This is a genomic window from Kribbella deserti, from assembly GCF_042434725.1.
Taxonomy (GTDB): domain Bacteria; phylum Actinomycetota; class Actinomycetes; order Propionibacteriales; family Kribbellaceae; genus Kribbella; species Kribbella deserti.
Window position 1 is genome coordinate 787911 of the sequence record NZ_JBHLTC010000018.1, and the last position, 24794, is coordinate 812704.

The following is a 24794-nucleotide window of genomic DNA, read 5'->3' on the forward strand; positions in this document are numbered from 1 at the left end:
CAACAGCCGGTCACCGCGCGGCTCAACTCATTTATCCGCGCGGCCGTTATCCGCGCGGCCGGCGGCTGACCGAGTTTGATCGGGTTCGTGGGCATGGGCCGATCGCGGGCGGAGGCTGGCGATGACCGCCGGGTGCGGACCTCGACGAGGTCGCCGGCCCGGGGTTTCTCCGACCGCCCCATGGAGGAAACCGTGAAACGTCTGTTCGCTCTCGCCTCGACCACTGCCGCGCTGGCCGCCGTCGGCCTCACCGCGCACGCGGCTCCAACCCCCGAAAGCCGGATCGGCGAACCAGCGCCCGGCAGCTACATGGCTCAGCGGGCCGCCATTCCCGCGGCCCAGGTCGCGGCCGCGCGGGCCGCCGCCGATCGCGACACCCGGCTACTGGAACGCCCGATCCTGCGGGTGCCGTTCCGCTGCCACGAGACCTGGTCCGGCGCGAGCCGCTCGGGTCACAGCCCGTCGTACTACTCGCTCGACTTCAACTGGGGTTCCGGTAGCGACGACCTCGGCAAACCGGTGAAGACCAGCGCCGCCGGCACGGTGATCATCTCGTCGTACGACGCGGGTGGTTACGGCAACTACATCCGGATCGCCCACGGCGACGGCTGGCACACGCTGTACGCGCACCTGCAAAGCCGTGGTGTCGCCGCCGGTGCTCGCGTCTCGGACAACCAGCAGATCGGCCGGGTCGGCAGCACCGGCAATTCGTCCGGACCGCACCTGCACTACGAACAGATCAAGGACGGCGTTGTGGTCGCGGCCAAGTTCGGCCAGAGCAACTGGGCCACCTACCCGGGCCCGGCCAACTACACCCGCATCGCCGACTGCTGATATCCCGGCCGGGGGCGCCCCCACGCCCCCGGCACGGTCGTTCCCGCGCCGTACGTCCAGCGCTGAATGTGCCGCGCTGCGAGGATGGACCGGTCCGGGGCCGATGGCCCTGGCGATTCGCGGCTATGCGCCCACGCCGCCAGGCCGAACGGGCGCGCAGGTGATCGTGTTCGGCACCAGCCACCAACCGTCGTACGCCTGGTCGTTCGATCGCGGCGACGGCCTGGCCAACGTCGGCTACGGCGAAGGCCTGACCGCGGGGCGGTCCCACCCGACGCGACGCGAACTGCTCAGCCGGCTCGACGAGTTGCTACCGAACGCGGCCGAAGGCGCAACCGCCTGGCGAGCGCATCACCTTCCGCTGGCGGTTCCGTCCTGGCCGACCGGCCGCGGACGCGTTCTGCTCGTCGGCGACGCAGCAGGCCTGGTGAATCCGATGACCGGGGAAGGGATCTACTACGCGATCGCAACGGGCCTTCTCGCCGGACGCACCGCGGCGCAGACAACTGGGCCGGGTGCCGGTCGTCGGTACCGGGAGGCGGCTCGCGGACTGTTGTCGGCCCACCTTCGCCATACGGCGTTGAGCGCGCGGTTGAGCCACTCCGGCCTGATCCTCGACGCCGGTATCCGAGCCGCCTCGGCCGATCAACGCGTCTTCGACGACTTGGTGGAACTGGGCCTGGCCAACGGCCGAATCACCGCCATGACCCTTCGTGGCCTGACCCGCCACCTCGCCCGCAAACCCGGGCGTATCTAGACTCGGTGGGCATGCATCGCAGTCGCGTTTCCACGTTTCTGATCGATACGCCCGCGGAGCAGGCGGCCGAGGCGGCTACGTTCTGGTCGGCCGCCCTGGGCACGTCTACGCAGAGTCCGCCGGGTGAGCCCCAGTTCATCGATCTGCCCGGCGCGCTGACCGATCACGTGCTGGCGATTCAGTCGATCGAAGGGGAGGCGCGCTACCACCTCGACATCGAAACCGATGACGTGGACGCCGAGGTCGCGAGGCTGACCGGCCTGGGCGCGGTCAAGCTCTCGCAGTGGCTCGACTGCCACACGCTACGAGCCCCCGGTGGCCACCTGCTCTGCGTGATCCCGCTGCACAGCGACCCCGAGGTCTTCGCCCGGCACGCCACCACCTGGCCCTGAGGTCATCACCGCCCACCGGTGGAACGCGAGCACGATCAGAGCCACCACCGCGGTGACGACGTACGCCGAACCGATCAGATGCTCGGCCCAGTTCCAGCTCCGGCCTTCGGGCGGCAGGTACTTATGGGGACCGACGGCGAACACCGCGAGTACCAGCCCACCGACGAACCACTGACGCTTGTGCGCCAACACGATCAACGCCGGCGCCACCCACACCCAATGGTGCGACCAGCTCACGGGCGAGGCCAGCAGCCCGAAGGCAGCGATCACGATCAAGGCCGTCACGTCGTCGCCCGCGGCCCGGGCCTTTCGTGCCGCGACCACCGCCGGTGCGAACGCCAGTACGACCAAGCCGGCCCACAACAACGTATGACCGGGCGCGATCCGTTCCAGCACCGCCTGGAAACACTGGTTGAACGAGTACGTCGCGCCGCCGATGCGGCCCGGGTCGAACAACACACCGAACCAGTACTTCATCGAATCCCCAGGCAGCATCGCGAAGCCGACGAGCGTGAACCCGGCAAACGACCCCAGCGAAACCAGTGCGGCGCGGTACTGCCGCCGGACCAGGAAGTACAAGACGAACACCGCTGGCGTCAGCTTGCTCGCGGCGGCCAAACCGAGCAGCAACCCGCGCGGCCAACGTGTGCGCGGCAGCAGGCAGTCGAGGGTGACCAGCGCCATCAGCAGCAGGTTCACCTGGCCGAACCCGATCGTCGCGCGAACTGGTTCGAGCAGCATGCCGATGGTCGTCAGGCCGAGACCGATGATGACCGAGCGGCGATTCCACCCGTACAGGCGGGCGGTGACCACCGTGAGCGTGGCGGCCAGGGCGGCCACGCTCACGGCGTTCATCAGCACCTCGGCGACTACGAACGGCAGCACCGCGACTCCGGTGAACAAGATCGCCGCGAACGGGGGATAGGTGAACGGCAGCGGCAGCACCGGTACCAGTTCGGCGAATCCCGGCGAGTACAGGCTGAGCCCGTCCCGCCAAACGGTCCCTCCGACCCGGTACACCTTCAGATCGAGCGACCCCGCCGTGGCGGCGTACAGGATCGGGGTGAGGGCCAGCACGACGACCAGCGCCCAGAAGACGCGGCGCTGCGTCATACCCGGCGTTTCGTCAGCAGGGAGGTCGCGATGAAGGCGACGGCCACCAGCGCGTACGAGTTGCCCAGGACCACGTCGAAGCCCTGGTGGGTGTACTCGCGATCACCGAAGTACGGCGCGTACCAGGGCAGACCGAACGCCATCGTGACCGTCCACCCGGCCGCGAGTACGGCGATCGCCGGCGTGGTCCGGACGCGGGACCACAGCAGCGCGCAAATCGGCAGGGCCCAGACCCAGTGGGCGGTCCAGGAGATCGGCGAGATGAGCAGCGCGGTGCAGGCAGCGAGCAGGATCGCCTCCAAGTGCTGACCGGCGAAGTACGCGCGCCGGGCGGCGTACATGCCCAGCACCAGTGCCGCCAAGGCGAGCACCAGCCAGTACAAGGCACCTTCCCCGTAGGTGAGCCGATCGGCCATTCCGCGCAGCGACTGGTTGCTGATGAAGTGGCTGGCTCCCGGACGGCCCGGGTCGTAGATGAGCTTGAACCAGAACTTGATCGACTCCGCCGGCATCGCCAGGAATCCGATCACCATCGTGGCGATCGTTGCCGCCGCGGCGGTCGCGGCCTCGCGGTAGCGACGCGTGACGACCAGGTAGATCAAGAAGATGCCGGGAGTGAGCTTGATGCCGGTGGCGATCCCGATCAGCACGCCGCGGTACCGGCTCGGTAGATAGCCGAGCAGGTCGACCAGCAGCATCGCCGTCAGGATCAGGTTGATCTGCCCGTAGTCGAACGTCGACCGAACCGGCTCCAGCGCGACGCCGGCCGCACCGATCGCCAATCCCAGGGTGCGGAGCCTGACCGCCGGCAGGTGGGGCCAGATCGCGCGTGCGCTCACCAGGCCGATCGCCAGCGTGGAGAAGGCGCAGATCAGCACGGTGATAACGCGCCCGACGCCGGTACCGACCAGCGACAGCGGTGCGAACAGAATGGCCGCGAACGGCGGATAGGTGAACGCCATCCCGATCTCCGGATGGCGCACACTCGCCTCGTAGATATCGAGCCCGGCCAGGAAGTCGCCCGCCGCGGCGACGTACACACGAAGGTCGAACTGCAGGGACGACGGCGGCCAGTTCCAAAGGCAGAAGCCGACAAAGGCGGCCACCGCGACAGCGGTCGGCCAGGCGGTGGGCCGGCTGGCGGCTTCGCGGCGGGGTGGCCGGGAAGGGGTCAGGAGGGTCATGTTCACAAGCGTGGACAATGACCTAGCCACGGGGCATCGCCGCCAAGTCTCACCTGCTGTGACCAAAAAGAGTGACAATTGCCGGACGGGCGTCACTCTTCCGAGTGACGAGCGCGCTCGATCCGGCCGTCAGAATGTGACCATGCCTCGCCCCGCCCTGTCCGGATCAAGACTCGACGTGGCCCTGGCGGTGGCCGGTGTGCTCACCGCCGGGGCCACGGTGCACTGGTCGATCAACGAGTACAACTGGTTCCCCAGCCCGCTGCCGGTCCTCGTCCTGGTGATGACCGCGCCGGCGCTGCTCGCGCTGCGTACCGTCACGCCGTTCCTGACCGCCGTCGGCATGCTCGCGGCGTCGGTACTCGCGTACTCGGTCCCGGTGCCGGCCCTGTTCTGGGTGTTCGTTGCCGGATCCGCCGCGGCGATATGGGCGATCCTGATGAACCGGGCCTGGCGGCTCGGACTTCGCACGGCCGAGGCTTGGCTGAACGACCTGCGCGAGGTACTACTCCGGCCGACGAGCCTGCTGGCGGCCGACGTGGTTCTGAGTGTCCTGGCGGTACCCGTGATGGGGCTCGACATCTGGCGCGCGATCAGGTGGGACGAGTGGCTTTATGCCCCCACCTGGCTGACCGTCTACATCATCTGCGCCCCGCTCACACTCGCGCTGCGACGGATCCGGCCGCTGGTGCCCTGCATCGTGCTGGCCTTCGCGAACCTGACGGCGTACTGGCTGTCGAGTGAGCGCTGGCTGTTGATGCTGGCGCTCGGCTTCGCCTTGTACTCGCTGGCGCGGCACCGCCGGTGGCAATTCGCCCTGCCCGCCTCAGCGGCGATCTTGGCAGGCATGGTCGTGATCACCGGCCTCGGGAACTTCACCCGCAACGTGATCTTGCCCAACCTGTTCCGGGGGCTCGACAGTACCGAGTTCGGCGACGGCGTCTGGTACAAGAACGCACACGCCACCCGGCTGGACATCGTGTTCGACCGGGATTGGCCGATCGCCTTGTCACTGGTCCTCGCGCTCGGCGTGTGCCTGGGCGTGCTGGCCCGGCTTTACCGCGGCATCGTGGAATCCCGCGAGCGCGAGAATCAGCTGCGCCACCGGGCCGTCGAGCAGGAGGAAGAGCAGACCAAGCTCACCGAACGGGCCCACATCGCGCGCGACCTGCACGACGTGATCGCGCACCACGTCAGCCTGATGGTGATCCAGGCCGAAACCGGGCCCGATCTGATCCGCCAAGGCGATGACGAGGTGCTGCGCGGATTCCAGCGCATCGGCGATACCGGCCGGCGCGCCCTCGGCGAACTCGACCGGATGCTGTCGGCGCTGCGCGACGCGGACGGCGTACCTGATCCGCAGCTCGCGCCCCAGCCCGGCCTGTCGGATCTGCCCAGCCTGGTGACCCAGGTCGCGACTCAGGGCCTCCAGGTCGATCTGGTGATGCCGCCGGTCACCGACGACCTCCCGGCCGGGCAGCAGCTCACGGCGTACCGCATCGTGCAGGAAGCGCTCACCAACGTCGTACGGCACTCCGGCGCCGAGCGGGCAACGGTCACCATCACAGTGCAGAACGGGGACATCCAGTTGACGGTCACAGACGACGGCCGCGGGTTCGATCCGGCCGAGGCCGGACGCGGCGGACGCCATGGCCTCGCCGGAATGCGCGAGCGGGTCCGCATCCACGGCGGCCGGCTGCGCATCGAGTCGGCACCGGGCGCGGGCACCACGATCGGCGCCAACGTTCCGGCCGGCGCTGAGGCGCTGGTGTGACCGGGATCGACGGTACGACCGGTGGCGAGGAACCGATCAAGGTGATGGTGGTCGACGACCAGGATCTCGTCCGCGACGGTATCGCCATGATCCTGAACGGGCAGCCCGATATCGAGGTGGCCGCCCAGGCCGTCGACGGCGCCGACGCGATCCGGCAGGCCTCGGCCTTGCTGAACCTGCAGGTGATCCTGATGGACGTGCGCATGCCGGTGATGGACGGCATCGAGGCCACCCGCCGACTGGCCGGTACGGAGAACGGGCCGAAGGTCATCATCCTGACCACCTTCGACCTCGACGAGTACGTGTACGCCGCGCTGCGCGCCGGTGCCAGTGGCTTTCTGCTGAAGCGGTCGTCGCGCGACGAGCTGATCAACGCCGTACGGGTGATCGCCGGCGGCGACGCGTTGCTCGCACCACCGGTGACCCGCCGCCTGATCGACCGGTTCGCCGCCGGCGGGCAGGACCCGGCCGCACTGGATCAGCTGAGCAGCCTCACCGCCCGCGAGCGCGAGGTCCTGCAACTGCTTGCCGAAGGCAACTCCAACGCCGAGATCGCGGCCTCCCTGCACCTGACCGAGCACACGGTCAAAACCCACGTCAGCCGCATCCTCACCAAAACCGGCCTCCGCGACCGAGTCCAAGCCGTAATCCTCGGCTACGACGCCGGCCTAGTCCAACCCCGCACCGCCTAACCCATCGACTGCCCGAAGTCAGGGGTTGCCGACGAGGAGGCAGCAGGGGTGGCCGGCAGGGTCGGCTAGTACTAGGAAAACCGGTGGACAACCTCCAGGCCGCTGAACCAGGCTCGGGCGTAATGACCAGTAGTGAAGTTTGGACCGAAGAAACAGCCAAGTTCTACGACGAGAGTTCTCCGGAGGCCTTCTCGCCGGAGGTGCTCGATCCAGCTGTCGGCTTCCTGGCGGAGCTGGCTGGATCCGGCCCAGCGCTGGAGTTCGCGGTGGGCACCGGACGGGTGGGCATTCCGCTCGCCGCGCGCGGTGTGCCGGTGACCGGGATCGAGCTGTCGGAGCCGATGGTGGCCGAGCTGCGGAAAAAGGTCGACGAGGCAACCTTGCCGGTGGTGATCGGCGACATGGCCCGCACCACCGTGCCCGGCGAGTTCTCCCTGGTCTACCTCGTCTTCAACACGATCTCGAACCTGCGTACCCAGGCCGAACAGGTCGAGTGCTTCCGCAACGCCGCGCGCCATCTCGCGCCGGGCGGCCGGTTCGTCATCGAGCTCTGGGTACCGGCTCTGCGCCGCATGCCGCCAGGCCAGACGGCCGTGCCGATGACGCTTGGCGAGGATGACGGGCACCTCATCTTCGACACCTACGACGTGGTCGAGCAGCAGTGCACGTCGCACCACTATCACCGGCTTGCCGACGGTACGACGCGGTACGGCTCCGGCACCTTCCGCTACGCGTGGCCGGCCGAATGCGACCTGATGGCGCAACTGGCCGGGCTCGAGTTCGAAGGCCGGTTCGCCGACTGGCATCGCCGCCCCTTCACCGCCGACAGCGAGAGCCACGTCTCCGTCTGGCGCAAGCCCGCCTGATCGCCGCCCGGTCGTTCTCGACCGGGCTTGCGGAGTTATGGGACGATTCAAGCCGTGACCAGGCCACCGACCACCGAGCAACGGCTGAGCGATCTCGCCCGGTTGCGCCGGGTCAAGGACCGGATCGACCGGGAGTACGCGCAGCCACTGGACGTCGAAGCACTCGCGCGCGGTGCGCACATGTCGGCCGGACATCTCAGCCGCGAATTCCGGCTTGCGTACGGGGAGTCGCCGTACAGCTATCTGATGACGCGGCGGATCGAGCGCGCGATGGCGCTGTTGCGGGTCGGCGAGCTGAGCGTGACCGAGGTCTGTTTCGCGGTCGGCTGTTCGTCTCTCGGCACCTTCAGCACCCGCTTCACCGAACTGGTCGGTGTATCGCCCAGCGTCTACCGGCGCGAGGCGGCCGACGCGACCGCGGGCATCCCGTCGTGTGTGGCCAAACAGGTGACCAGACCGATCAGGAATCGAGAAGCGCCGGTCCCGGGTCGCGGTTAGCGTGATGGTCATGGACCTCACCATTGAAGCCAGTTTCCTTCCGCACAACGACCCCGAAGCCTCGCTCGCCTTCTACCGCGACGTGCTCGGCTTCGAGGTCCGCAAAGACGTCGGGTACGGCGGCATGCGCTGGATCACGGTCGGACCCAAGGACCAGCCGTCCACCTCCGTCGTACTGCACCCGCCGACCGCCGACCCCGGTATCACCGAGGACGAGCAGCGCGTCATCGCCGAGATGATGGCCAAGGGCACGTACGCCACGCTCGTGCTGGCCACCAAGGATCTCGACGCCACCTTCGAGCGCCTGCAGGCCACCAACGCCGAGGTCGTTCAGGAGCCCACCGACCAGCCGTACGGCATCCGCGACTGCGCCTTCCGCGACCCCGCCGGCAACCACATCCGCATCAACCAACTGCCCTGAGCCTCCACAGGCGGCGAACCGGGAGAAGCGAATACCCTTTGATCCGGCTAACGCCTCGCAGATTGTGCGAAGCTGGCAAACCGGCTGTGTGAGGCCGGCACGGGCGACACCGACGGAGACCGCGCCAACGGCTCCGCCTGATGGATGGAGACACCAACGATGAGCAGTGCCAAGCGGACGGGCAAGCAGTCGACCAGGCAGGAAGTTGCCGACAGCCACGACCTGATCCGCGTGCTCGGCGCGCGCGTGAACAACCTCAAGGACGTCAGCATCGAGATCCCGAAACGGCGGCTGACGGTGTTCACCGGTGTCTCCGGTTCAGGTAAGAGCTCGCTGGTGTTCGGCACGATCGCCGCGGAGTCGCAGCGGCTGATCAACGAGACCTACAGCGCGTTCGTGCAGGGGTTCATGCCGTCGCTGGCCCGGCCCGAGGTCGACGTACTCGAGGGTCTGACCACCGCGATCCTGGTCGACCAGCAGCGCATGGGCGCCGACCCGCGCTCCACGGTCGGCACGGCCACCGACGCGTACGCGATGCTGCGCATCCTGTTCAGCCGGCTCGGCAAACCGCACATCGGCTCGCCCCAGGCGTTCTCCTTCAACGTCGCCTCGATCAGCGGCGCCGGCGCGGTCCAGATCGAGCGCGCCGGCAAGACCACGAAGGAACGCCGCAGCTTCAGCATCACCGGCGGTATGTGCCCGCGCTGCGAAGGCCGCGGCAATGTCACCGACTTCGATCTCACCGCGCTGTACGACGACAGCAAGTCGCTCAACGAGGGCGCCCTCACGATCCCCGGCTACAGCGTCGACGGCTGGTACGGGCGGATCTTCGCCGGCTGCGGGTTCTTCGACCCGGACAAGCCGATCCGCAAGTTCACCAAGAAGCAGCTGCAGGACCTCCTGTACAAGGAGCCGACCAAGATCAAGGTCGACAACATCAACCTCACGTACGAGGGGTTGATCCCGCGGATCCAGAAGTCGTTCCTGGCCAAGGACCGCGAGGCGATGCAGCCGCACATCCGCGCCTTCGTGGACCGGGCGGTCACGTTCACGGTCTGCCCCGAGTGCGACGGCACCCGCCTCAGCGCGGCGGCCCGGTCCTCGAAGATCAAGGGCGTCAGCATCGCGGATGTGTGCGCGATGCAGATCAGCGACCTGGCCGAGTGGGTCCGTGACCTGGACGAGCCCTCGGTGGCGCCGTTGCTGGCCACCCTGCAGCACAGCCTCGAGTCGTTCGTGGAGATCGGCCTCGGCTACCTTTCGCTCGCCCGTCCCGCCGGCACGTTGTCGGGTGGTGAGGCGCAGCGCGTCAAGATGATCCGTCACCTGGGTTCCGCGCTCACCGACGTGACCTACGTGTTCGATGAGCCCACCGCCGGGCTGCACCCGCACGACATCCAGCGCATGAACGACCTCCTGCTGCGCCTGCGCGACAAGGGCAACACCGTGCTCGTCGTGGAGCACAAGCCGGAGACGATCGTCATCGCCGATCACGTCGTCGATCTCGGCCCCGGCGCCGGTACGGCGGGTGGCACGGTCTGCTTCGAGGGCAGCGTGGACGGCCTCCGCAAGAGTGGCACCGTCACCGGCAAGCACTTCGACGATCGCGCCGAGCTCAAGCAGGCGGTCCGGGAGCCGTCCGGCAAGCTGGAGATCCGCGGCGCGAGCGCGAACAACCTGCGCGACGTGGATGTCGACGTACCGCTCGGGGTGTTGTGTGCCGTCACCGGAGTCGCAGGTTCGGGTAAGAGCTCGCTGATCCACGGCTCGATCCCGCCCGGCGCGAACGTGGTGTCGATCGACCAGGCGCCCATTCGCGGTTCACGCCGCAGCAACCCCGCGACGTACACGGGCCTGCTCGAGCCGATCCGCAAGGCGTTCGCGAAGGCCAACGGCGTCAAGCCCGCCCTGTTCAGCGCGAACTCCGAAGGCGCCTGCCCGACCTGTAACGGCGCCGGCGTCATCTACACCGACCTGGGCATGATGGCCGGTGTCGCCACCACCTGCGAGGAGTGCGAGGGCAAGCGGTTCCAGGCCGCCGTACTCGACTATCACCTCGGTGGCCGCGACATCAGCGAGGTGCTCGCGATGTCCGTGACCGAGGCCGAGGAGTTCTTCCGCGAGGGCGAAGCGCGCATCCCGGCGGCCCACGCCATCCTGGAGCGGCTCGCCGACGTCGGACTCGGGTACCTCGGTATCGGCCAGCCGCTGACGACGCTGTCCGGCGGCGAGCGCCAGCGGCTCAAGCTCGCCACCCACATGGGGGAGAAGGGCGGCGTCTACGTACTCGACGAGCCGACCACCGGTCTCCACCTCGCGGACGTCGAGCAGTTGCTCGGCCTGCTTGACCGCCTCGTCGACTCCGGCAAGTCCGTCATCGTCATCGAGCACCACCAGGCGGTCATGGCGCACGCCGACTGGATCATCGACCTCGGTCCCGGCGCCGGTCACGACGGCGGCCAGATCGTGTTCGAAGGCACCCCGGCGGATCTCGTGGCGAAGCATTCGACCCTCACCGGCGAGCACCTCGCGACGTACGTCGGCGCCTAGCCGTCCGCCGCGGGCGTTTCCTGCTCGTCGACGGGGAAGCGCAGCCTGAGCTCGGTACGTACCTGGAACTGGCGCAAGAGGAAGGCCTTCTCGTCCAGCCTCTTGCGCCGGAGCCAGGCGGTGACCTCGTCGTTGCACTTACTCGTATTGCAGGAACGGCAGGCCGGTACGACGTTCTCCAGGGTGTAGCGGCCGCCTCGCGAGATCGGTAGCACGCAGTCGCGCTGGAGGGCCTCGTCCGGGTTTCCGCAGTACGCGCAGCCGTCCCACGCCTGCTGCATCGCGACCCACTGCGGCTCGGTCAGGTCGTGCTCGACGCCGTCCAGCCGCCGCTTCCGGCGCCGGGCCGCCCGGGCCCTGCGACTCATGCTCACCGCCATGCCGAGCAGCGTACGGCGACGCGCCGGCAACTCCGGTCAGGCGCACTGCAAAACAAAATGTCGAGAAGGCCCAGCGGTCTACGATGTTTCAGGTATGACCGACATACGATCACCTGAACCCATCAGCTCCAGCCCGCTACCCCGGATCGCGGACCGGGCCACGCTTGAGGCCGAGCTGTCGCAACTCCGCGCCCGGGAGAAGGCCCACACCCGGGAAGGCGACGCGATCGCCGCGGCCAGGCGCCGGTTGCCCATGGTCGAGGTAGACGCCCGCACCGAGTTGATCGGACCCGGCGGCCCGGTGACTCTGCTCGACGCGTTCGAAGGCCGCCGCCAACTCATCGCCTACTACTTCATGTGGCATCCCGGCCACCCAGCGGCCGACCAGTGCGAAGGCTGTACCTGGTGCACGAGCCAGGTCGAGGAACTGTCCTACCTGCACTCGCGCGACATCACCTTCGCCGTCTTCTGCCAGGGCCCGTACGACGAAAGCGCGCGCTACCGCGAGTTCATGAGCTGGGACATGCCGTGGTACTCGGCCGAAGCCTCCCTCGACACCCTGCTGGTCGAGCGCGTCATCGGCATGATGCACCTGGTCTGCTACGTGCGTGACGGCGACCGCGTCTACGAGACCTACTGGACGACCCAGCGCGGCGTGGAGACGATGGACTTCAGCTACGCCCTGATGGACCTCACCGTGTACGGCCGCCAGGAACCGCACGAGGACTCGCCACCCGGGTGGCCCCAGCACTGGGGAACCAACGGCGGCCAGGTCACCCGCCTCAACGGCCGCCCTATCGCCCAGTGGTCCCGCCTCAACGCCGGCCGCTCCGACGACCTAGGCACCACCGAACCCCCAACAACCACCTCCCAGTGCCATTAGCCGGCGGCCATCCGGCGCTCAGGGCGTGGTGAGGATGACGAGTTGCTGAGTTGCGCGGGTCATGGCGACGTAGTGGTCGACCGCGCCCTCGATGCCTTCGCCGAACTCGTCGGGATCGATGAGCACGACCAGGTCGAACTCAAGGCCCTTCGATAGCTGCGGAGTCAGCGTTCGCACTCGTGGCGTCGACGGAAGCGTGCCGCCGGGAACGCCGTTCGCGCTGATGACGCAGGCAATGCCGTCGGTGTGCTCGGCGAGCCACTTGTCGAGGATCGTCCCGAGCTCCGGTGTAGACCCGTGGACGACCGGAACGTCGCTGCTGCGGATCGAGGTGGGCACGTTGGCGTCGGGCAGTACGGCACGGATGACCGGCTCGGCCGCTGCCATGATCTCCGCCGGCGTCCGATAGTTGATGCTGAGGCCGGCCAGCTTGACCCGGTCGAGACCGACCCGCTCCAGCCGTTCCTGCCACGACTCGGTGAACCCGTGCCTGGCCTGCGCCCGATCCCCGACGATGGTGAAACTGCGCGACGGGCAGCGCAGCAGCAACATCTGCCACTCCGCGTCGGTCAACTCTTGCGCCTCATCGATGACGATGTGCGCGAACGGGCCCGCGAGCAGATCCGGATCCACGGTCGGCAGCGCCGTCTGGTCCACCAGCGAGTTCCGAATGTCCTGCCCGCGCAGCATCGGCACCCAGCCCTCGTTGTCGTCATCAGCCTCGAGGATGTGGTCGATGACATCGTCCATCCGCTGCCGTTCGACCTCCGCGGCGGCCTGTTGCCGGCGCTTCCGCCGCGACGCCTCCGGATCGCCGAGCCGCTGCCGCGCCGCATCCAGCAACGGCAGGTCGGAAGCCGTCCAGGCCTGCGGGTCCTTGCGCTGGAGCAGCTTGACCTGCTCCGGACTGAGCCAAGGCGCGCACATCCGCAGGTAGGCCGGCACCGACCAGAGATCGCCGACGAGGTCCGTCGGCTCGATCAGCGGCCACGCCCGGTTGAACGCGTCCATCAGATCTTCGTTCTGCAGCAGCGACTTGCGCAGCATCTCCGGCGAGACGTCATCGTCGTCGTACGCCTCCTCGTGCTTGTCCATCAGGATCGTGAGCAGTTCCGCCAGCACCTGATCGCGCGCCTCGTTGTGCGGCGTACTGCCGTCAGCCGAACCGAACGCCTCGGCCCAATCCGCCGTACTCAGCCGGATATCGGACCAGTACGTCTCCACGGTCATCGGCTTCGTCGGCGGCTCCTCGTAGAGCCTGACGGCCGGCTCGATCGCCTTCACCATGTCCGCGGACGACTTCAACCGCGCGACCTCGGGATCCGCCTCGACCGCGGCGGTGGTGCCCTCGGGCAGGAGGTCCCGCAGGGTGCAGGTCTGCACGCCTTCCTCGCCGAGGCTGGGAAGAACGTCCGCGACGTACGCGAGGTACGGCTGATGCGGGCCGACGAACAACACGCCACCCCGGCTGCTGTCCAGCCGCGGCTCTGAATACAGCAAGTAAGCCGTCCGGTGCAGCGCGACCACGGTCTTGCCCGTACCCGGACCGCCGTCGACCACCAGCGCGCCGCGGGAACCGGCGCGGATGATGGCGTCCTGGTCGGCCTGGATCGTGCCGAGTACGTCGCGCATCCGGTCGGACCGGTTGCCGCCGAGGCTCGCGATGAACGCCGACTGGTCGTCGAGGGCGGCGGCGTGCCCCTCGAACCCGTCCGCGGTGAACACCTCGTCCCAGTAGTCGGTGATCCGGCCACCGGTCCAGCGGTACCGGCGCCGGAATACCAGGTCCATCGGATTGGCGTGCGTGGCTCCGAAGAACGGCTCGGCCGCGGGGGAGCGCCAGTCGATCAGCAACCGACGACCCGAGCTGTCGGTAAGACCGAGGCGTCCGACGTACACCGGCTCGGCACCCTCCGCGCTCACCATGTGCCCAAGGCAAAGGTCGAGCCCGAACCGGCGCAGCGTGCGGAGGCGAGCCGTGAGCCGGTGCACCTCCAGGTCACGGTCCAGGGCCTCCTGGCCCGAACCGCCCGGCGCCTTCCGGACCTGCTCAAGACGGCTGGACAGTTCGGCGATGGACTGCTGGAGGGTCTCCGCGATCGCCGCGAAGTGCTTGTCGTCGGCGCCGATCAGCGCCGGATCGGCCTTGGGGGAGAGGTGGTCGGGCAGGTCAAACGCGCTGGTGGTCAGGGGATTCAAGTCATCAGCTCCGATCGAGCAGGAGATTCGCGGCCACCGTCGCTCCGTCAGTGCGGATCGTGCCGGCAACAACCGCATTCGGGACTCTCATTTCCGTAGGTTTCGGGCTACGGCCGATGATTGTCCGGCAGAAACGGGGCCTTGCGGCAAGTCCCCCCATGCGTTATAAGTTAAGAGTGGAAAGGAGTCGGTCTCTCCTTTCCCTTTTTTGTTGCCTCGGCATCCCGGCGCCCGGTGGATGTTCGGAGGGCGCCGGGATGGGACCTGTCAGAGGCCGGGGATCTTTCGCAGTGTGTTGGTGACGCAGTGGATTTCGCCGCCCGAGACGTGCGAGTCCACCAGGTTGTTGACGAAGCGGACCTTGAATCCCGCCCTGCGCAGGGCCTTCCGGGTCGACTCGGCGAAGATTGCCTTGCCGCCGATGATCGGCCCGTACTGCTTCGGGGCGACGTACACGCCGTTGTTCAGGACCAGCCCATTGACCGCGTCCGGAACCTCCCAGCCGGCATCGATGAACGTCTCGAGCTCGGCCTGCGCGGCCTCCTTCTCCGGACCGGGCGGCATGGTGTCGACCGTGCTCTTCGCCACCCAGTAGTTCAGGTGCTTGTACGTCGGCAGCACCGGCACCCGGATGATGTCCGCGTCCGTGAGCCCGGTCTTGGCCCGCAGTACGCCGAGCATGGCGGCGACCTTCTCGGCACCGTTCGTGTTGGACTTCACGAACTGCTTGTCCGCCAGCATCTGCTTGATGGTGCGGGATTCGATCTTGTCCTCGTACGGCCACTCGAGCTTGGGCAGATCGCCGTGTAAGGGTAGATCACCATGCCCATCGCGGTCGGCGTCCTTCAGCATCTGCAAACCGGCCTGCGGGTCGGCGATCAGCACACGCCAGCCCCGCGGACTACCCGGCGCCGGGACGACCTGGAGGAACTCGTCGACATGGCCGATTTCCAACCAGGACACGTCGAGCAGGAGAGGATCCTGAACGCCCTGCGCGCGGAGGAAGTTGAGCATCTCGGGAGCGGGCTGCTTGAGCGGATTCGCGGTGTCGCCGCCTAGGACGATCTGACCGGCGGGAAAGCCGGGGCGAGGTGGCAGCGTCTCCAGGTTGCCCATCGAGTTGAGGCTGTCATCCTCGTTGCGGCGCAGTTCGTGGGCGATATGGATGGCAGCGACGTCCGGGCCGGCCAGCTCGGTGAACGCGAGACGGCCCGCTTCCTGGCGCCCGGCGTTGACCGAGGGGATCAGCACCCGCATACCCCGCGTCTTGCCGAACTTGTCGGTTGTGGTCGCGTAGGCCGGTTCGAGGATGTCCTGGACCCACTCGTCATCGACCTTCAGCTTGCGGATCGGACGCTTGACACCACCGTTCACCGCCTTCTCCATCGCGGCGATGAACGGGGCACTCGCGTACTGCCCTTGCGCGAGCAGCACGTCCTGCACCGGCTGGGTGTTGTCCTGCGTCAGCACCGGCGCGACCTTCAACTCGACACTGGAGGTCTGCCCTCCGGCGGCGAGAGTGATGGTCGCTCGCCCGTCCCAGACCGCCCGATCGCGAACCACGTCTAGACCTTCGAGGCCGAACTCGACTCCTTTGCGTAGCTCTGCGGCGGTCAAGCGCGTCGCTGGGCTGACGAGCTCCCAGCCGTTGCGCTTCACGAACAGGCGCACCTTGGTGGTGTTGGCCGTGATCGTGCCGGTGACACCCGCGGGGACGTTCGGCCATGGCGTCGTACGCAAGCGAGTCAGATCGGCCTCATCGCGAGCGCCATTCACGACGGTATCGGCGGCGTCGTTGCAGGCAGCCAGTTCGCGCTCGGTCTGGTACTGGTCGCGGCGGTGGTCCCGCTGGAGCTCGAAGTACTTCTGCTGGCGCTCCTCGTTCGTTCCGGGCCCGTCGAGGATCTCCTGGCCGCGCTTGTCGAACGCCTTTTCGCTGGCTTCCTCACGAGGCTTAGCCGCCTTGAGAATCTCAACTGCCCGCGACTTACAGACACCCGCGTCATCGTCAATATTCGCAAGGAACGTCGTCGAGTCCGCTTTCAGCTGTACACCGGGCGGCCCGGGTGGTGCCGACGCGGCAGTGGTGGAACCGCTCGCGACCGTGACGGCCAGGGCTATCGCGATCATCGCGCGGGTATGGCGGGAGGCACCGTACTGGTTCGGGATCATCATCTGGTCACCATTCGCTTAGTTGCCGAGGGCAATCGAATTCGGGCGGGAATCGTTGTTTCCCCACCCACTCGACGCGACGCGCCAGACCCGGGTTGACGCATGGTTATTGCAACCACATCAAGAAGCCGCTCTAACCACCTCGCCCTAGTGTCCCGACTCAGGACACTAGCCGCCTCGTCGTGGCGGCGGCTGCGTGGGCCAGGTTCGTTTGTGGGTGATCCCGGGAATAGGTTCGCCATCAACGGGGTTGGTGGGGCTATGCGAGCGATTCAGGTGTACGAAGTGGGCGGTCCCGAGGTGCTGCAGGAGGCCGAGGTGGACCAGCCGCGGCCGGGTCCGGGCGAGGCGATCGTGGAGGTCGCCGCATCCGGGGTCAACTTCCTCGACGTCTACCACCGCGAAGGCCGGTACAGCCTCCCGCTGCCCTTCACCCCGGGCTCTGAGGGCGCCGGCACGGTCGTCGAAGTTGGACCCGGCGTCGCGGACGTCGCAGTCGGGGACCGGGTCGGTTGGGTGGAGATACCCGGCTCGTATGCCGAGCGGGCCGTCGTGGACTCCGCCCGGCTGGTGCCGCTGCCCGACGATATCGGCTTCGAGACAGCCGCCGCCGTACTCCTCCAAGGCATGACCGCCCACTATCTCGTCAAGGACGCCTACCCGGTTCAGGCCGGCGACACGGTGCTCGTGCATGCGGCTGCTGGTGGCGTGGGGCTGCTTTTGACCCAGCTCATCACGCATCTCGGTGGCAGGGTGATCGGCACGACGTCGACCACGGCGAAGGCCGAGCAGGCGTTGCGTGCCGGGGCCGCTGAGGTGATCCTTTCCTCCGCAGTCGACGATCTCGCAGCCGAGGTGAGGCGGCTCAACGGCGGTCAGGGACTGCCGGTTGTCTTCGACGGCGTCGGCGCGCACACCTTCGATGCGAGCCTCGCCAGCCTGCGAACCCGCGGCCATCTTGTACTCTTCGGCGCGGCAAGTGGTGCCGTGCCGCCGTTTGATCCGATTCGGCTCGCCCACGGCGGTTCGCTGACCCTGATCCGGCCAAGCCTCGGGCACTTCATCGCCGATCGGTCCGAACTGCTCCGACGGGCCACCGATGTGTTCGAGTGGGTGCGCTCCAAGGCGCTTGAGGTCACCGTAACGGGCCGCTACGCGTTGTCCGAGGCAGCCCAGGCCCACAGCGATCTGGAGGCTCGACGTACCACCGGCAAGCTGCTCGTCAAACCCAATGCGGCCGCTATTGGACGCCGCGAGGAGACGCAGAGCTGATCACGGGCGACAGCGTCAGGCGCTCCGGCAGGCCGCCTCATCCTAGCCGCCTCGTCGTGGCGGCGGATGCATGGTCAGGGCGGCGAGTCGATCTGCTGTGGCGCGGCGGCGTTCTCGTTCGTGGGCTCAGGGGAGCTCGGGGGGGTCGAGGACCTTGTCGAGTGAGCGGTAGGTGCGGTTGCTGGCCGCGGCGGCGCGTTGTTCGCGACCGGTGGCCTCGATGTAGTTCTGGCTGGTGGCGAGGCTGGCGTGACCGAGCAGGTTCATGATCTCGGACGCCGTCGCGCCGTCTTCTGCCAATCTCGTCGCGAATGTGTGCCGCAAGGCGTGGAGGTTGGCGCCCACCGGGACGCGATCGTGCAACCCAGCCCATCGGTAACAGGATTTCACCAGGTATTCCAGACCGCCTCGGCCTATCGGCTCACCCGCGCGGTTCAGCAAAAGTGGCGCGGACCGACCTAGACGTTTGTTCGGAAAGCGCCGACGGCACGATTCGACGTAGGCGTCGATGATTCTTTCCATCACTGGCTGGACCGGAATTGATCTATCGCGACTGCCTTTCCCGCGAACGTGGAGCCGCATTTCTCCGGGACGCCCGGCGAGTGATTGTGCGGTGAGGTTCCGCATTTCCGCGGAGCGGAGGCCGGCCACCAACCCGAGGGCGATAACGAGTACGTCGCGCTCAGGCCAGGGGTCTCTCGCTTGGCGCGCACCTTCGGCGGCGGCCGTGAGCAGCTTCTCCGGCGTATCTTCACCGCGCAGAGGCTTGGGGGACAGGGGAGGGGCCTTCGGTCTGGCGACCGCGCCCATCGGATTGCCGGCCAGCAGCCCTTCGGACACGCAGAACGTGAGGAACTGGTTCCACGTCGACCAAGCGCGAAGCACCGAACTCTTGGCGTGGTTGTCCGCGAACGCACCGAAGGCCGACCGGAGAACTTGAGCCGTGAGGTCTTCAACCTCAAGCTCTTCAGGTGAATCGCTGAGCAGGATGGTGATCCCAGCGAGGTCGCGACGGTACGCGTCGGTGGTATGAGGAGAGTCCTTCCTCGGCCGACGGGCGGCGAAGAAGGCCGATTGTGCTGCGAGAACCTTCATGGGGGAGTTCTATCCGACGCCACCGACATTTTTACCGATCGCTCCATCGCCGGCGAAGGGAGTCCGGTCGGGCCGGGGGAGCCTGGTTGTCCGGCGCCGGAGCGTCCACAATCGGCCAGCGCTGGAGACCATCCCCGGGTGCCATTTCATGTCATTGCATGTGACTCCCCCGAATCCCATCATGTTTGCTGCATAATAGTGATTATGCATGATAGAAAGTGTCCGGGTGGGGTGCGATACGTCTTAGGGGACTGGGAATTCGGGCCTGCGAGTACGGAACTCTGAACTGTCTTCGACAATGCACGTGAGGTGGGTGTGGCCAGTCAAATGCCCGCCGTATTGAACCGCTTAGCCGTGTGGCCACACTGATTCGCAGATGGTTGGGCTGGCGAGTTGCTGGAGGATTCCGAGCGGCCGGATTCTCTCAGCGCGATCCTAAGCCGCCCGCGTTCAACTCGTCAGGTCGGGGAGCCAGCACAAAGCCGCTCACGCAACCACGAAGCGCAACATTCGTCACGGACGGTGTTTTGCATCTGGCAGAGCTCTCGGCGAAGGCGGACCGCAGGCTACCGACCTGGAACGACAGCAGATCGAGCCGACCAGTACCGACGGGCCGGCCTAAACGCCGACGTGTCAGGCCGTCAGGACGATTGGCCTTGTTCAGCAGGCTGTTCACGCTTAAATCACCCCTTCCCAGGGTTGATCCAGGCTCTAGCTGGATGTCCGATAAGCGACATTATGTCAACTAGCTCCTGCGTACTGCATCAGATGAATCACGGCGGCTGCGGCTGACCCACTACCCCGCCGCTGAAATGGCGCGAGGTCCGGCCAGGGCTGTGAGTCCGGCGGCTATACCTTGCTCGCGACCACCATGTAGTTCTCGGCCTCTAGATCGAACGTGCTCACTTCTGTCCGGAGCCCGACCCGGTGCAGCTCGCCTTTGAGTTCCTCGTACCGGTAAGGCCAGCAGGACAGCAGTTCCGAGCGGACAAGAACCGAACCAGTCGCATCAACTTGCGCGATCGCAATCTCGATGTGGTGCTCGTCCTCCCAATGCGGCGCAATCTCCCAGCGGTAGATCACGACGGCATCGCGACCGTTCCGGCGGACGAGTCGGTCTCTGATGTCGAGCCGGGAACCTCTGGACCTCACGAGTTCCCAAGTGCGGGATGTGAGTACCAGGCGCCCGCCAGGGCGCAGAAGGCGTGACATCGACTCCAGAGCAGCTCCCCTGCCTGCCGCGCCCGCGGCATGGTGAAGCGAGTTGCCGACGCAGAACACCATGTCGAACGTGTCGTCCTCGAAATGGTCGGGCAACTCTTCCCAGTTCGCCCGCACGGCCCGGACGGCTGCCCCGAACTCCTCGGACAACTCTGCAGTTCGACGAACCATCGCTTCGCTGGCGTCAGTTGCGACAACCTGCATGCCACGGCCGGCGAGGCCAACCGCCAATTGTCCGGTTCCGCACGAACAGTCGAGGACGTGAGCGTTCGAAGGCAGGAGACCGAGGACGTCATCGAACGACGCAGCGAACTCGGCTGGAGGCAACTTCGCATCTGAGATGAGCCATTCGTACACCTCGGCGAGCACGTCATACTCCGTCACAACCAGCACCTCCGTCACGCGGCAGACTCACCGTGGGACGTCAGTCCATCAGCGGAGCGAGCCGGGCACCAATGATTTTCGCAAGGACAACCCGGACGTCGGTGAGGCTGAAGAAGAGGAAGCAGAGGAATTTCGCTGATGACCGAGATCGCGAAGCCCGCCTTGGCGAACGCGTCTGTCATCGCTTGCAACGGCTCGAGTCGAAGGCGGTGACCTGTGCGCCCGCCTGGACCATTTAACAGGCCGAGGTCGTTCAGACGTGTGACGTAAACTCCGCGGGATGTTTCCAACGGGACTCTCGATGCTCTGGGAATCGGCCGATCCGCGGGAGGCGTTGCGGGAGCGGTTCAGTCTCGACGACTTCGACGACGCGGTCGCCTGGATGAGCAAGGGACTCGCCGAGGCCTGGGGTATCAACGTCGAGACCTGCGACCGGATCATCATCAGCGACACCAACGCCATCGCGTGGGTGGGTACGGACCGGGGCGCACTGATCGCGAAGTGGTCTCGCGCCCAGGACCAGTTCGAACGACTCGAAGCCATCGCGGATCTGCTCAAGGCCCTGCACGACCAGGGCATGCCGGTCGCCCCTCCCCTGGCTTCACTCAGCGCCAATCAGCTCGAGGACAAACGGCTCGACGGCCGCCACCGGTTGATCCTCCATTCCGGCCAAACGCCTTTGTCCATGACGGTCCAGCCCCAGATCGACGGCGAGTTGCTGGACATCACTGATGAGGCGGTGGTTCGCCAAGCCGGCGCCTGCCTGGCCACCTTGCACAACGCCCTGGCCGACCATGCGGACCCGCGGCTGGCCGACCCGAAGCCCACAGACGACCTCGGTCAGCAGATCCAGACCTGGCTGGAACGAGAGGATGCGGGCAGAGCCCCGGACGCCTCAGCCCGACTGCGAGACCAGATCGCGTCGCTACCACCGATCGACCGCGAGACGCAGTTCATCCACCGCGACTACCGGTCGTCCAACATCCTCACGGCCGGTTCAGAGGTCCTCGCGATCATCGACTTCGACGGCGTCGTGACCGGTTACTGCATCAACGACCTCGCGTTCGCCTTCGTGTACATCGGAACGCGCTTCAGGAGCTGGGCGCCCACCCCGGCGTACGTCCGCGAAGCCCTGCTTGACGGCTATCAGTCGGTGCGACCACTCACGCAGCTCGAGCACAAATGGCTCCAGGCCGTCGTGCTCTGGTACGGCATCGGCGCCATCCCACCCGGCGACGACCCCGCCGGCTGGGCCGCCGCGATCTAGGGCCTACTGCTGATTGAGATAGGTGAGCGCCGCAACAACCCGGCGATGACGGGTGTCGTCCGCGAGCAGACCGAGCTTCTGGAAGATGTTCCGTACGTGCTTGTGCACCGCGGCCTCGCTCACCCGCAACGCCGTAGCGATCTCGCGGTTCCCGTCGCCACGCGCGATCAGCTCGAGCACCTCCCGCTCGCGTTCCGTCAACGCCTCCAGCGGGCTTTTCCGTCGGCGAAGCAGCGCCGTCACCACGTCCGGGTCGAGCACGGTCCCGCCTGCGGCAACCCGTCGCAGGCTCTCGACGAAATCCGCCACCGCGCCGACTCGTTCCTTCAGCAGATAGCCGATACCGCCGGCGTCGTCCGCGAGCAGATCACCGACGAACCGGGTCTCCACGTGCGCGGAGAGTACGACGACCGGGAATCCCGGCCGATGCCGGCGAAGGTCGATCGCGGCCTGGATGCCTTCGTTGGTCCAGGACGGTGGCATCCGTACGTCCACGATCGCCACCTCCGCCCGGTGTTCGAGCACCGTCGCGGCGAAACCCTCGGTGTCACCGCTCGTCGCGACGACGTCGATCCCCTCGGCGCTGAGCAGAGCGACCAGGCCCTCGCGCAATAGCGTGTCGTCCTCGGCGATCACGGCTCGCATGGCAATCCCATCCGTATCGTCGTCGGGCCACCCGACGGGCTCGACAGGTCCAGCCAACCACCTAGTGCTTCGAGCCGGGCGGCCATCCCGGACAGGCCGCTTCCGCTGGATGGTTCGGCGCCGCCCCGGCCGTCGTCGGTCACCACGGCGAGCACTTCGGGGCCGCGCTCGCCGTCTTGCCAGCTGAGTCGTACGTCGGCCTGCGTCGCGCCGCTGTGTTTCGCGACGTTCGTCAGGGCCTCAGCGATCGAGAAGTACAGCGCGGCGTCAACCGCGGCAGCCGTCGGCGCAGGGCGATCCACGTGCAGGCGGGTTGGAACCGACGAGAGGTCCGCGAGTGCACCGATGGCCGGGACGAGTCCTTCCTCGGCAAGCACCGGCGGATAGATGCCGCGGATCACCCGGCGCATCTCGTTGAGGGCGTCCGACGCGGCGGATTGGGCCTTCGCCAAGGCTGGGGCGGGATCACCGCGGCCGGTTTCCACCTGGCGCTGCGCCATGCCGACGTACATCGTGACGGCGACGAGGCGGTTCTGGGCGGCGTCGTGCAGGTCGCGCTCGATCCGGCGCAGTTCCGCGGTGTGGGCCGAGACGGCCGAGCGGCGGCGTACCTGCTCCAGTTGTGCGCGTAGTGCCAGTTCCTGTTGGCGGTTCGGGGCTAGGAGGTGGGCCGTTGTGGCGGCGTCGGCGTGTGCCAGGAAGGGCGCCAGCAGCCAGATCCGTAGGCCGAACAAGGCGATGGCGAGCGAGGCCAGAGCACTCCACCAGGACGTGACGACGAAGAACGACTCCGCGGGCTGGTCCGCCGGGAACGCCCACCAGAAGAACGCGAGCAGTGCCGAGTTCAAGGCGACTAGAGGCAGGATCACCGCGAATACGGCAAGTGGAAGCCCTGAGATCGCCCGAAGCGCCAGCGCGAGTAGATCGCGCACCAGCACTCCCCCGTCCGCATGAGCCCGTACGGCGGATCGTCCCGTAGAACCGGCCGGAGGGTACGGCGACGCCACCGGCCGTCCGAGGAGCTTGCCGGCGCGGGAGCGTTCGTGGTCAGCCCAGCGTCGTACGGCCGACAAAGCTGGTCCGGCGAGGACTAGGCCGATTCCGACGATCGAGAGCAGGGCGGTTGCTACGACGATCACTAGCGTGACAAGGGCGGTGAGACTGCTCAGGGCGTCCGCGGCCAAGTACCGGATTGCGCGGGTCTGGCGGCGTATCCCCTTGCCGCGGCTGCTATCGCCCGTGCTCACGCCGCCATCGTACGGTCTCGCGGACCGTCCGCCGTGGACGTGCGCTGCCTCCGAAGGTAGTGGCAGCGCTACCTTCCGACGGAGTGGTCGCGGGATGGTGTGGGCCGCGGCGCCGGTCGAGAGTTGTTGTCATGAAACGTGCAAGGCAACAGGCCACGGCGCTCGCGGGCGTGCCCCCTCGCCCCGTTGTCGTTCGCGGTTTGAGCAAGACGTACGGCCGTGGCGCAGCGAGCGTAAAAGCGCTGAGCGGGATCGACCTGACGGTGGAACCGGGAACGTTCACGGCGATCATGGGTCCGTCCGGTTCGGGCAAGTCGACGCTGCTGAACTGCCTGCTCGGACTCGAACGGCCCGACGCCGGCACGATTCACCTCGGTGGCCAGGAGATCAGCGGCCTCGGTGAGACCGAGCTGGCGGTGTTGCGTCGTTCGCGGATCGGCGTCGTGTTCCAGGCCTTCAACCTGATGCCGGCGTTGTCCGCGGCCGACAACATCTCGTTGCCGCTGCGGCTAGCCGGAGATTCGATCGACCACCAGCTTGTCGAGGAGCTCGCGATGGCGGTCGGCGTTCGCGAAACTCTCGCGCGTCGTCCGGCAGAACTTTCGGGCGGTCAGCAACAGCGCGTCGCGATCGCGCGGGCGCTCATCACGCGTCCTGAGCTGGTGGTCGCCGACGAGCCGACGGGTTCGCTCGACAGCGCGTCGGCCGAGGCGGTGCTGGCGTTGTTGCGCTCGATCGTGGACGAACGCGGTCAGCAGGTATTGCTGGTGACCCATGATCCAAAGGCTGCCGCGGTGGCCGATCGAGTCATCTTCCTGGCGGACGGTCGTTGGCAGGACGAGGTGTCCGGCGGGTCCGCGAGTGACATCGCGGCGCGGCTGGCACGGCTGGGGCAGCGGGCGTGAAAGACCTTGCACGGCTCACGCGGCGAGGGCGGCGTGGGCAGAT

General features: G+C 67.2%; 22 protein-coding genes. 13 read left to right on the top strand and 9 right to left on the bottom strand.

Annotation, left to right across the window (positions count from 1 at the left end; translation table 11 throughout):
* Positions 1-192 precede the first annotated feature (192 nt).
* From ACFFGN_RS16980 to ACFFGN_RS16990, 3 genes are all read left to right on the top strand, one after another.
* Positions 193-834, top strand: a complete 642-nt coding sequence (locus ACFFGN_RS16980; RefSeq protein ID WP_380048526.1) for a M23 family metallopeptidase — start codon at positions 193-195, stop codon at positions 832-834.
* Between the two features lie 103 nt (positions 835-937).
* Positions 938-1591: a hypothetical protein gene (locus ACFFGN_RS16985; RefSeq protein ID WP_380048528.1), complete on the top strand. Its 654-nt coding sequence runs from the start codon at positions 938-940 to the stop codon at positions 1589-1591.
* A gap of 11 nt (positions 1592-1602) precedes the next feature.
* Entirely contained in the window at positions 1603-1983 is a 381-nt protein-coding gene (locus ACFFGN_RS16990) for a VOC family protein (protein ID WP_380048530.1), read from the top strand.
* On the opposite strand, the gene ACFFGN_RS16995 is transcribed toward ACFFGN_RS16990, so the two are convergent.
* Together ACFFGN_RS16995 and ACFFGN_RS17000 are read right to left on the bottom strand one after the other, a co-directional pair.
* Entirely contained in the window at positions 1894-3096 is a 1203-nt protein-coding gene (locus ACFFGN_RS16995) for a glycosyltransferase 87 family protein (RefSeq protein WP_380048532.1), read from the bottom strand. The two genes, ACFFGN_RS16990 and ACFFGN_RS16995, sit on opposite strands and share 90 nt — an antisense overlap.
* Positions 3093-4280, bottom strand: a complete 1188-nt coding sequence (locus ACFFGN_RS17000; protein WP_380048534.1) for a glycosyltransferase 87 family protein — start codon at positions 4278-4280, stop codon at positions 3093-3095. Before ACFFGN_RS17000 ends, ACFFGN_RS16995 begins: the two co-directional genes overlap by 4 nt.
* A gap of 142 nt (positions 4281-4422) precedes the next feature.
* Here ACFFGN_RS17000 and ACFFGN_RS17005 point away from each other — a divergent pair, with 142 nt between their 5' ends.
* From ACFFGN_RS17005 to ACFFGN_RS17030, 6 genes are all read left to right on the top strand, one after another.
* Entirely contained in the window at positions 4423-6054 is a 1632-nt protein-coding gene (locus tag ACFFGN_RS17005; RefSeq protein WP_380048536.1) for a sensor histidine kinase, read from the top strand.
* A complete protein-coding gene (locus tag ACFFGN_RS17010; protein ID WP_380048538.1) occupies positions 6051-6746 on the top strand; it encodes a response regulator transcription factor in 696 nt (231 codons plus the stop codon). The genes ACFFGN_RS17005 and ACFFGN_RS17010 overlap by 4 nt, the downstream gene beginning before the upstream one ends.
* Before the next feature lie 122 nt (positions 6747-6868).
* The gene (locus ACFFGN_RS17015; RefSeq protein WP_380048540.1) at positions 6869-7612 is read left to right on the top strand and encodes a class I SAM-dependent DNA methyltransferase; all 744 of its coding nucleotides are present in this window, start codon (positions 6869-6871) and stop codon (positions 7610-7612) included.
* Between the two features lie 54 nt (positions 7613-7666).
* Complete coding sequence (locus ACFFGN_RS17020) at positions 7667-8110, top strand: helix-turn-helix transcriptional regulator (RefSeq protein ID WP_380048542.1); 444 nt, start codon at positions 7667-7669, stop codon at positions 8108-8110.
* Between the two features lie 10 nt (positions 8111-8120).
* The gene (locus ACFFGN_RS17025; protein ID WP_380048544.1) at positions 8121-8531 is read left to right on the top strand and encodes a VOC family protein; all 411 of its coding nucleotides are present in this window, start codon (positions 8121-8123) and stop codon (positions 8529-8531) included.
* A gap of 159 nt (positions 8532-8690) precedes the next feature.
* Complete coding sequence (locus ACFFGN_RS17030) at positions 8691-11081, top strand: ATP-binding cassette domain-containing protein (RefSeq protein ID WP_380048546.1); 2391 nt, start codon at positions 8691-8693, stop codon at positions 11079-11081.
* Here the strand turns inward: ACFFGN_RS17030 and ACFFGN_RS17035 are convergent.
* Positions 11078-11449: an HNH endonuclease gene (locus ACFFGN_RS17035; protein ID WP_380048548.1), complete on the bottom strand. Its 372-nt coding sequence runs from the start codon at positions 11447-11449 to the stop codon at positions 11078-11080. The genes ACFFGN_RS17030 and ACFFGN_RS17035 overlap by 4 nt on opposite strands.
* Positions 11450-11555: 106 nt before the next feature.
* On the opposite strand from ACFFGN_RS17035, the gene ACFFGN_RS17040 reads away from it, so the two are divergent.
* Complete coding sequence (locus ACFFGN_RS17040; RefSeq protein ID WP_380048550.1) at positions 11556-12344, top strand: DUF899 family protein; 789 nt, start codon at positions 11556-11558, stop codon at positions 12342-12344.
* 18 nt (positions 12345-12362) lie between these two features.
* Here the strand turns inward: ACFFGN_RS17040 and helR are convergent, their stop codons facing one another.
* Positions 12363-14543: an RNA polymerase recycling motor ATPase HelR gene (gene helR, locus ACFFGN_RS17045; RefSeq protein ID WP_380048552.1), complete on the bottom strand. Its 2181-nt coding sequence runs from the start codon at positions 14541-14543 to the stop codon at positions 12363-12365.
* A 267-nt stretch (positions 14544-14810) separates the two neighbouring features.
* On the bottom strand, positions 14811-16718 hold the full coding sequence (locus ACFFGN_RS17050; protein WP_380048554.1) for a protein-arginine deiminase family protein: 1908 nt from the start codon (positions 16716-16718) through the stop codon (positions 14811-14813).
* A gap of 258 nt (positions 16719-16976) precedes the next feature.
* Here ACFFGN_RS17050 and ACFFGN_RS17055 point away from each other — a divergent pair, with 258 nt between their 5' ends.
* Positions 16977-17987: a quinone oxidoreductase family protein gene (locus ACFFGN_RS17055; protein ID WP_380048556.1), complete on the top strand. Its 1011-nt coding sequence runs from the start codon at positions 16977-16979 to the stop codon at positions 17985-17987.
* Positions 17988-18113: 126 nt separating this feature from the next.
* Here ACFFGN_RS17055 and ACFFGN_RS17060 read toward each other — a convergent pair whose 3' ends face one another.
* Both ACFFGN_RS17060 and ACFFGN_RS17065 read right to left on the bottom strand, forming a co-directional pair.
* Complete coding sequence (locus ACFFGN_RS17060; RefSeq protein WP_380048558.1) at positions 18114-19082, bottom strand: tyrosine-type recombinase/integrase; 969 nt, start codon at positions 19080-19082, stop codon at positions 18114-18116.
* 849 nt (positions 19083-19931) lie between these two features.
* Positions 19932-20687: a class I SAM-dependent methyltransferase gene (locus ACFFGN_RS17065; RefSeq protein WP_380048560.1), complete on the bottom strand. Its 756-nt coding sequence runs from the start codon at positions 20685-20687 to the stop codon at positions 19932-19934.
* Between the two features lie 280 nt (positions 20688-20967).
* Between ACFFGN_RS17065 and ACFFGN_RS17070 the strand changes: the two genes are divergently transcribed.
* On the top strand, positions 20968-21954 hold the full coding sequence (locus ACFFGN_RS17070) for a phosphotransferase enzyme family protein (RefSeq protein WP_380048562.1): 987 nt from the start codon (positions 20968-20970) through the stop codon (positions 21952-21954).
* Positions 21955-21957: 3 nt separating this feature from the next.
* On the opposite strand, the gene ACFFGN_RS17075 is transcribed toward ACFFGN_RS17070, so the two are convergent.
* Together ACFFGN_RS17075 and ACFFGN_RS17080 are read right to left on the bottom strand one after the other, a co-directional pair.
* Positions 21958-22599: a response regulator transcription factor gene (locus tag ACFFGN_RS17075; protein WP_380048564.1), complete on the bottom strand. Its 642-nt coding sequence runs from the start codon at positions 22597-22599 to the stop codon at positions 21958-21960.
* Entirely contained in the window at positions 22587-23846 is a 1260-nt protein-coding gene (locus tag ACFFGN_RS17080; RefSeq protein ID WP_380048566.1) for a sensor histidine kinase, read from the bottom strand. Before ACFFGN_RS17080 ends, ACFFGN_RS17075 begins: the two co-directional genes overlap by 13 nt.
* A 131-nt stretch (positions 23847-23977) precedes the next feature.
* Here ACFFGN_RS17080 and ACFFGN_RS17085 point away from each other — a divergent pair, with 131 nt between their 5' ends.
* Positions 23978-24751 (top strand): ABC transporter ATP-binding protein, encoded by a 774-nt coding sequence (locus ACFFGN_RS17085; RefSeq protein ID WP_380048568.1) that lies wholly within the window; start codon positions 23978-23980, stop codon positions 24749-24751.
* The last annotated feature ends 43 nt before the right edge of the window (positions 24752-24794 follow it).

Coding starts and splice junctions, on each gene's coding strand:
- ACFFGN_RS16985 (WP_380048528.1), top strand. CDS start 938: ATGGCCCTGGCGATTCGCGGCTATGCGCCCACGCCGCCAGGCCGAACG.
- ACFFGN_RS16990 (WP_380048530.1), top strand. CDS start 1,603: ATGCATCGCAGTCGCGTTTCCACGTTTCTGATCGATACGCCCGCGGAG.
- ACFFGN_RS16995 (WP_380048532.1), bottom strand. CDS start 3,096: ATGACGCAGCGCCGCGTCTTCTGGGCGCTGGTCGTCGTGCTGGCCCTC.
- ACFFGN_RS17000 (WP_380048534.1), bottom strand. CDS start 4,280: ATGACCCTCCTGACCCCTTCCCGGCCACCCCGCCGCGAAGCCGCCAGC.
- ACFFGN_RS17005 (WP_380048536.1), top strand. CDS start 4,423: ATGCCTCGCCCCGCCCTGTCCGGATCAAGACTCGACGTGGCCCTGGCG.
- ACFFGN_RS17015 (WP_380048540.1), top strand. CDS start 6,869: ATGACCAGTAGTGAAGTTTGGACCGAAGAAACAGCCAAGTTCTACGAC.
- ACFFGN_RS17025 (WP_380048544.1), top strand. CDS start 8,121: ATGGACCTCACCATTGAAGCCAGTTTCCTTCCGCACAACGACCCCGAA.
- ACFFGN_RS17030 (WP_380048546.1), top strand. CDS start 8,691: ATGAGCAGTGCCAAGCGGACGGGCAAGCAGTCGACCAGGCAGGAAGTT.
- ACFFGN_RS17035 (WP_380048548.1), bottom strand. CDS start 11,449: ATGAGTCGCAGGGCCCGGGCGGCCCGGCGCCGGAAGCGGCGGCTGGAC.
- ACFFGN_RS17040 (WP_380048550.1), top strand. CDS start 11,556: ATGACCGACATACGATCACCTGAACCCATCAGCTCCAGCCCGCTACCC.
- ACFFGN_RS17050 (WP_380048554.1), bottom strand. CDS start 16,718: ATGATGATCCCGAACCAGTACGGTGCCTCCCGCCATACCCGCGCGATG.
- ACFFGN_RS17055 (WP_380048556.1), top strand. CDS start 16,977: ATGCGAGCGATTCAGGTGTACGAAGTGGGCGGTCCCGAGGTGCTGCAG.
- ACFFGN_RS17060 (WP_380048558.1), bottom strand. CDS start 19,082: ATGAAGGTTCTCGCAGCACAATCGGCCTTCTTCGCCGCCCGTCGGCCG.
- ACFFGN_RS17070 (WP_380048562.1), top strand. CDS start 20,968: ATGTTTCCAACGGGACTCTCGATGCTCTGGGAATCGGCCGATCCGCGG.
- ACFFGN_RS17075 (WP_380048564.1), bottom strand. CDS start 22,599: ATGCGAGCCGTGATCGCCGAGGACGACACGCTATTGCGCGAGGGCCTG.
- ACFFGN_RS17085 (WP_380048568.1), top strand. CDS start 23,978: ATGAAACGTGCAAGGCAACAGGCCACGGCGCTCGCGGGCGTGCCCCCT.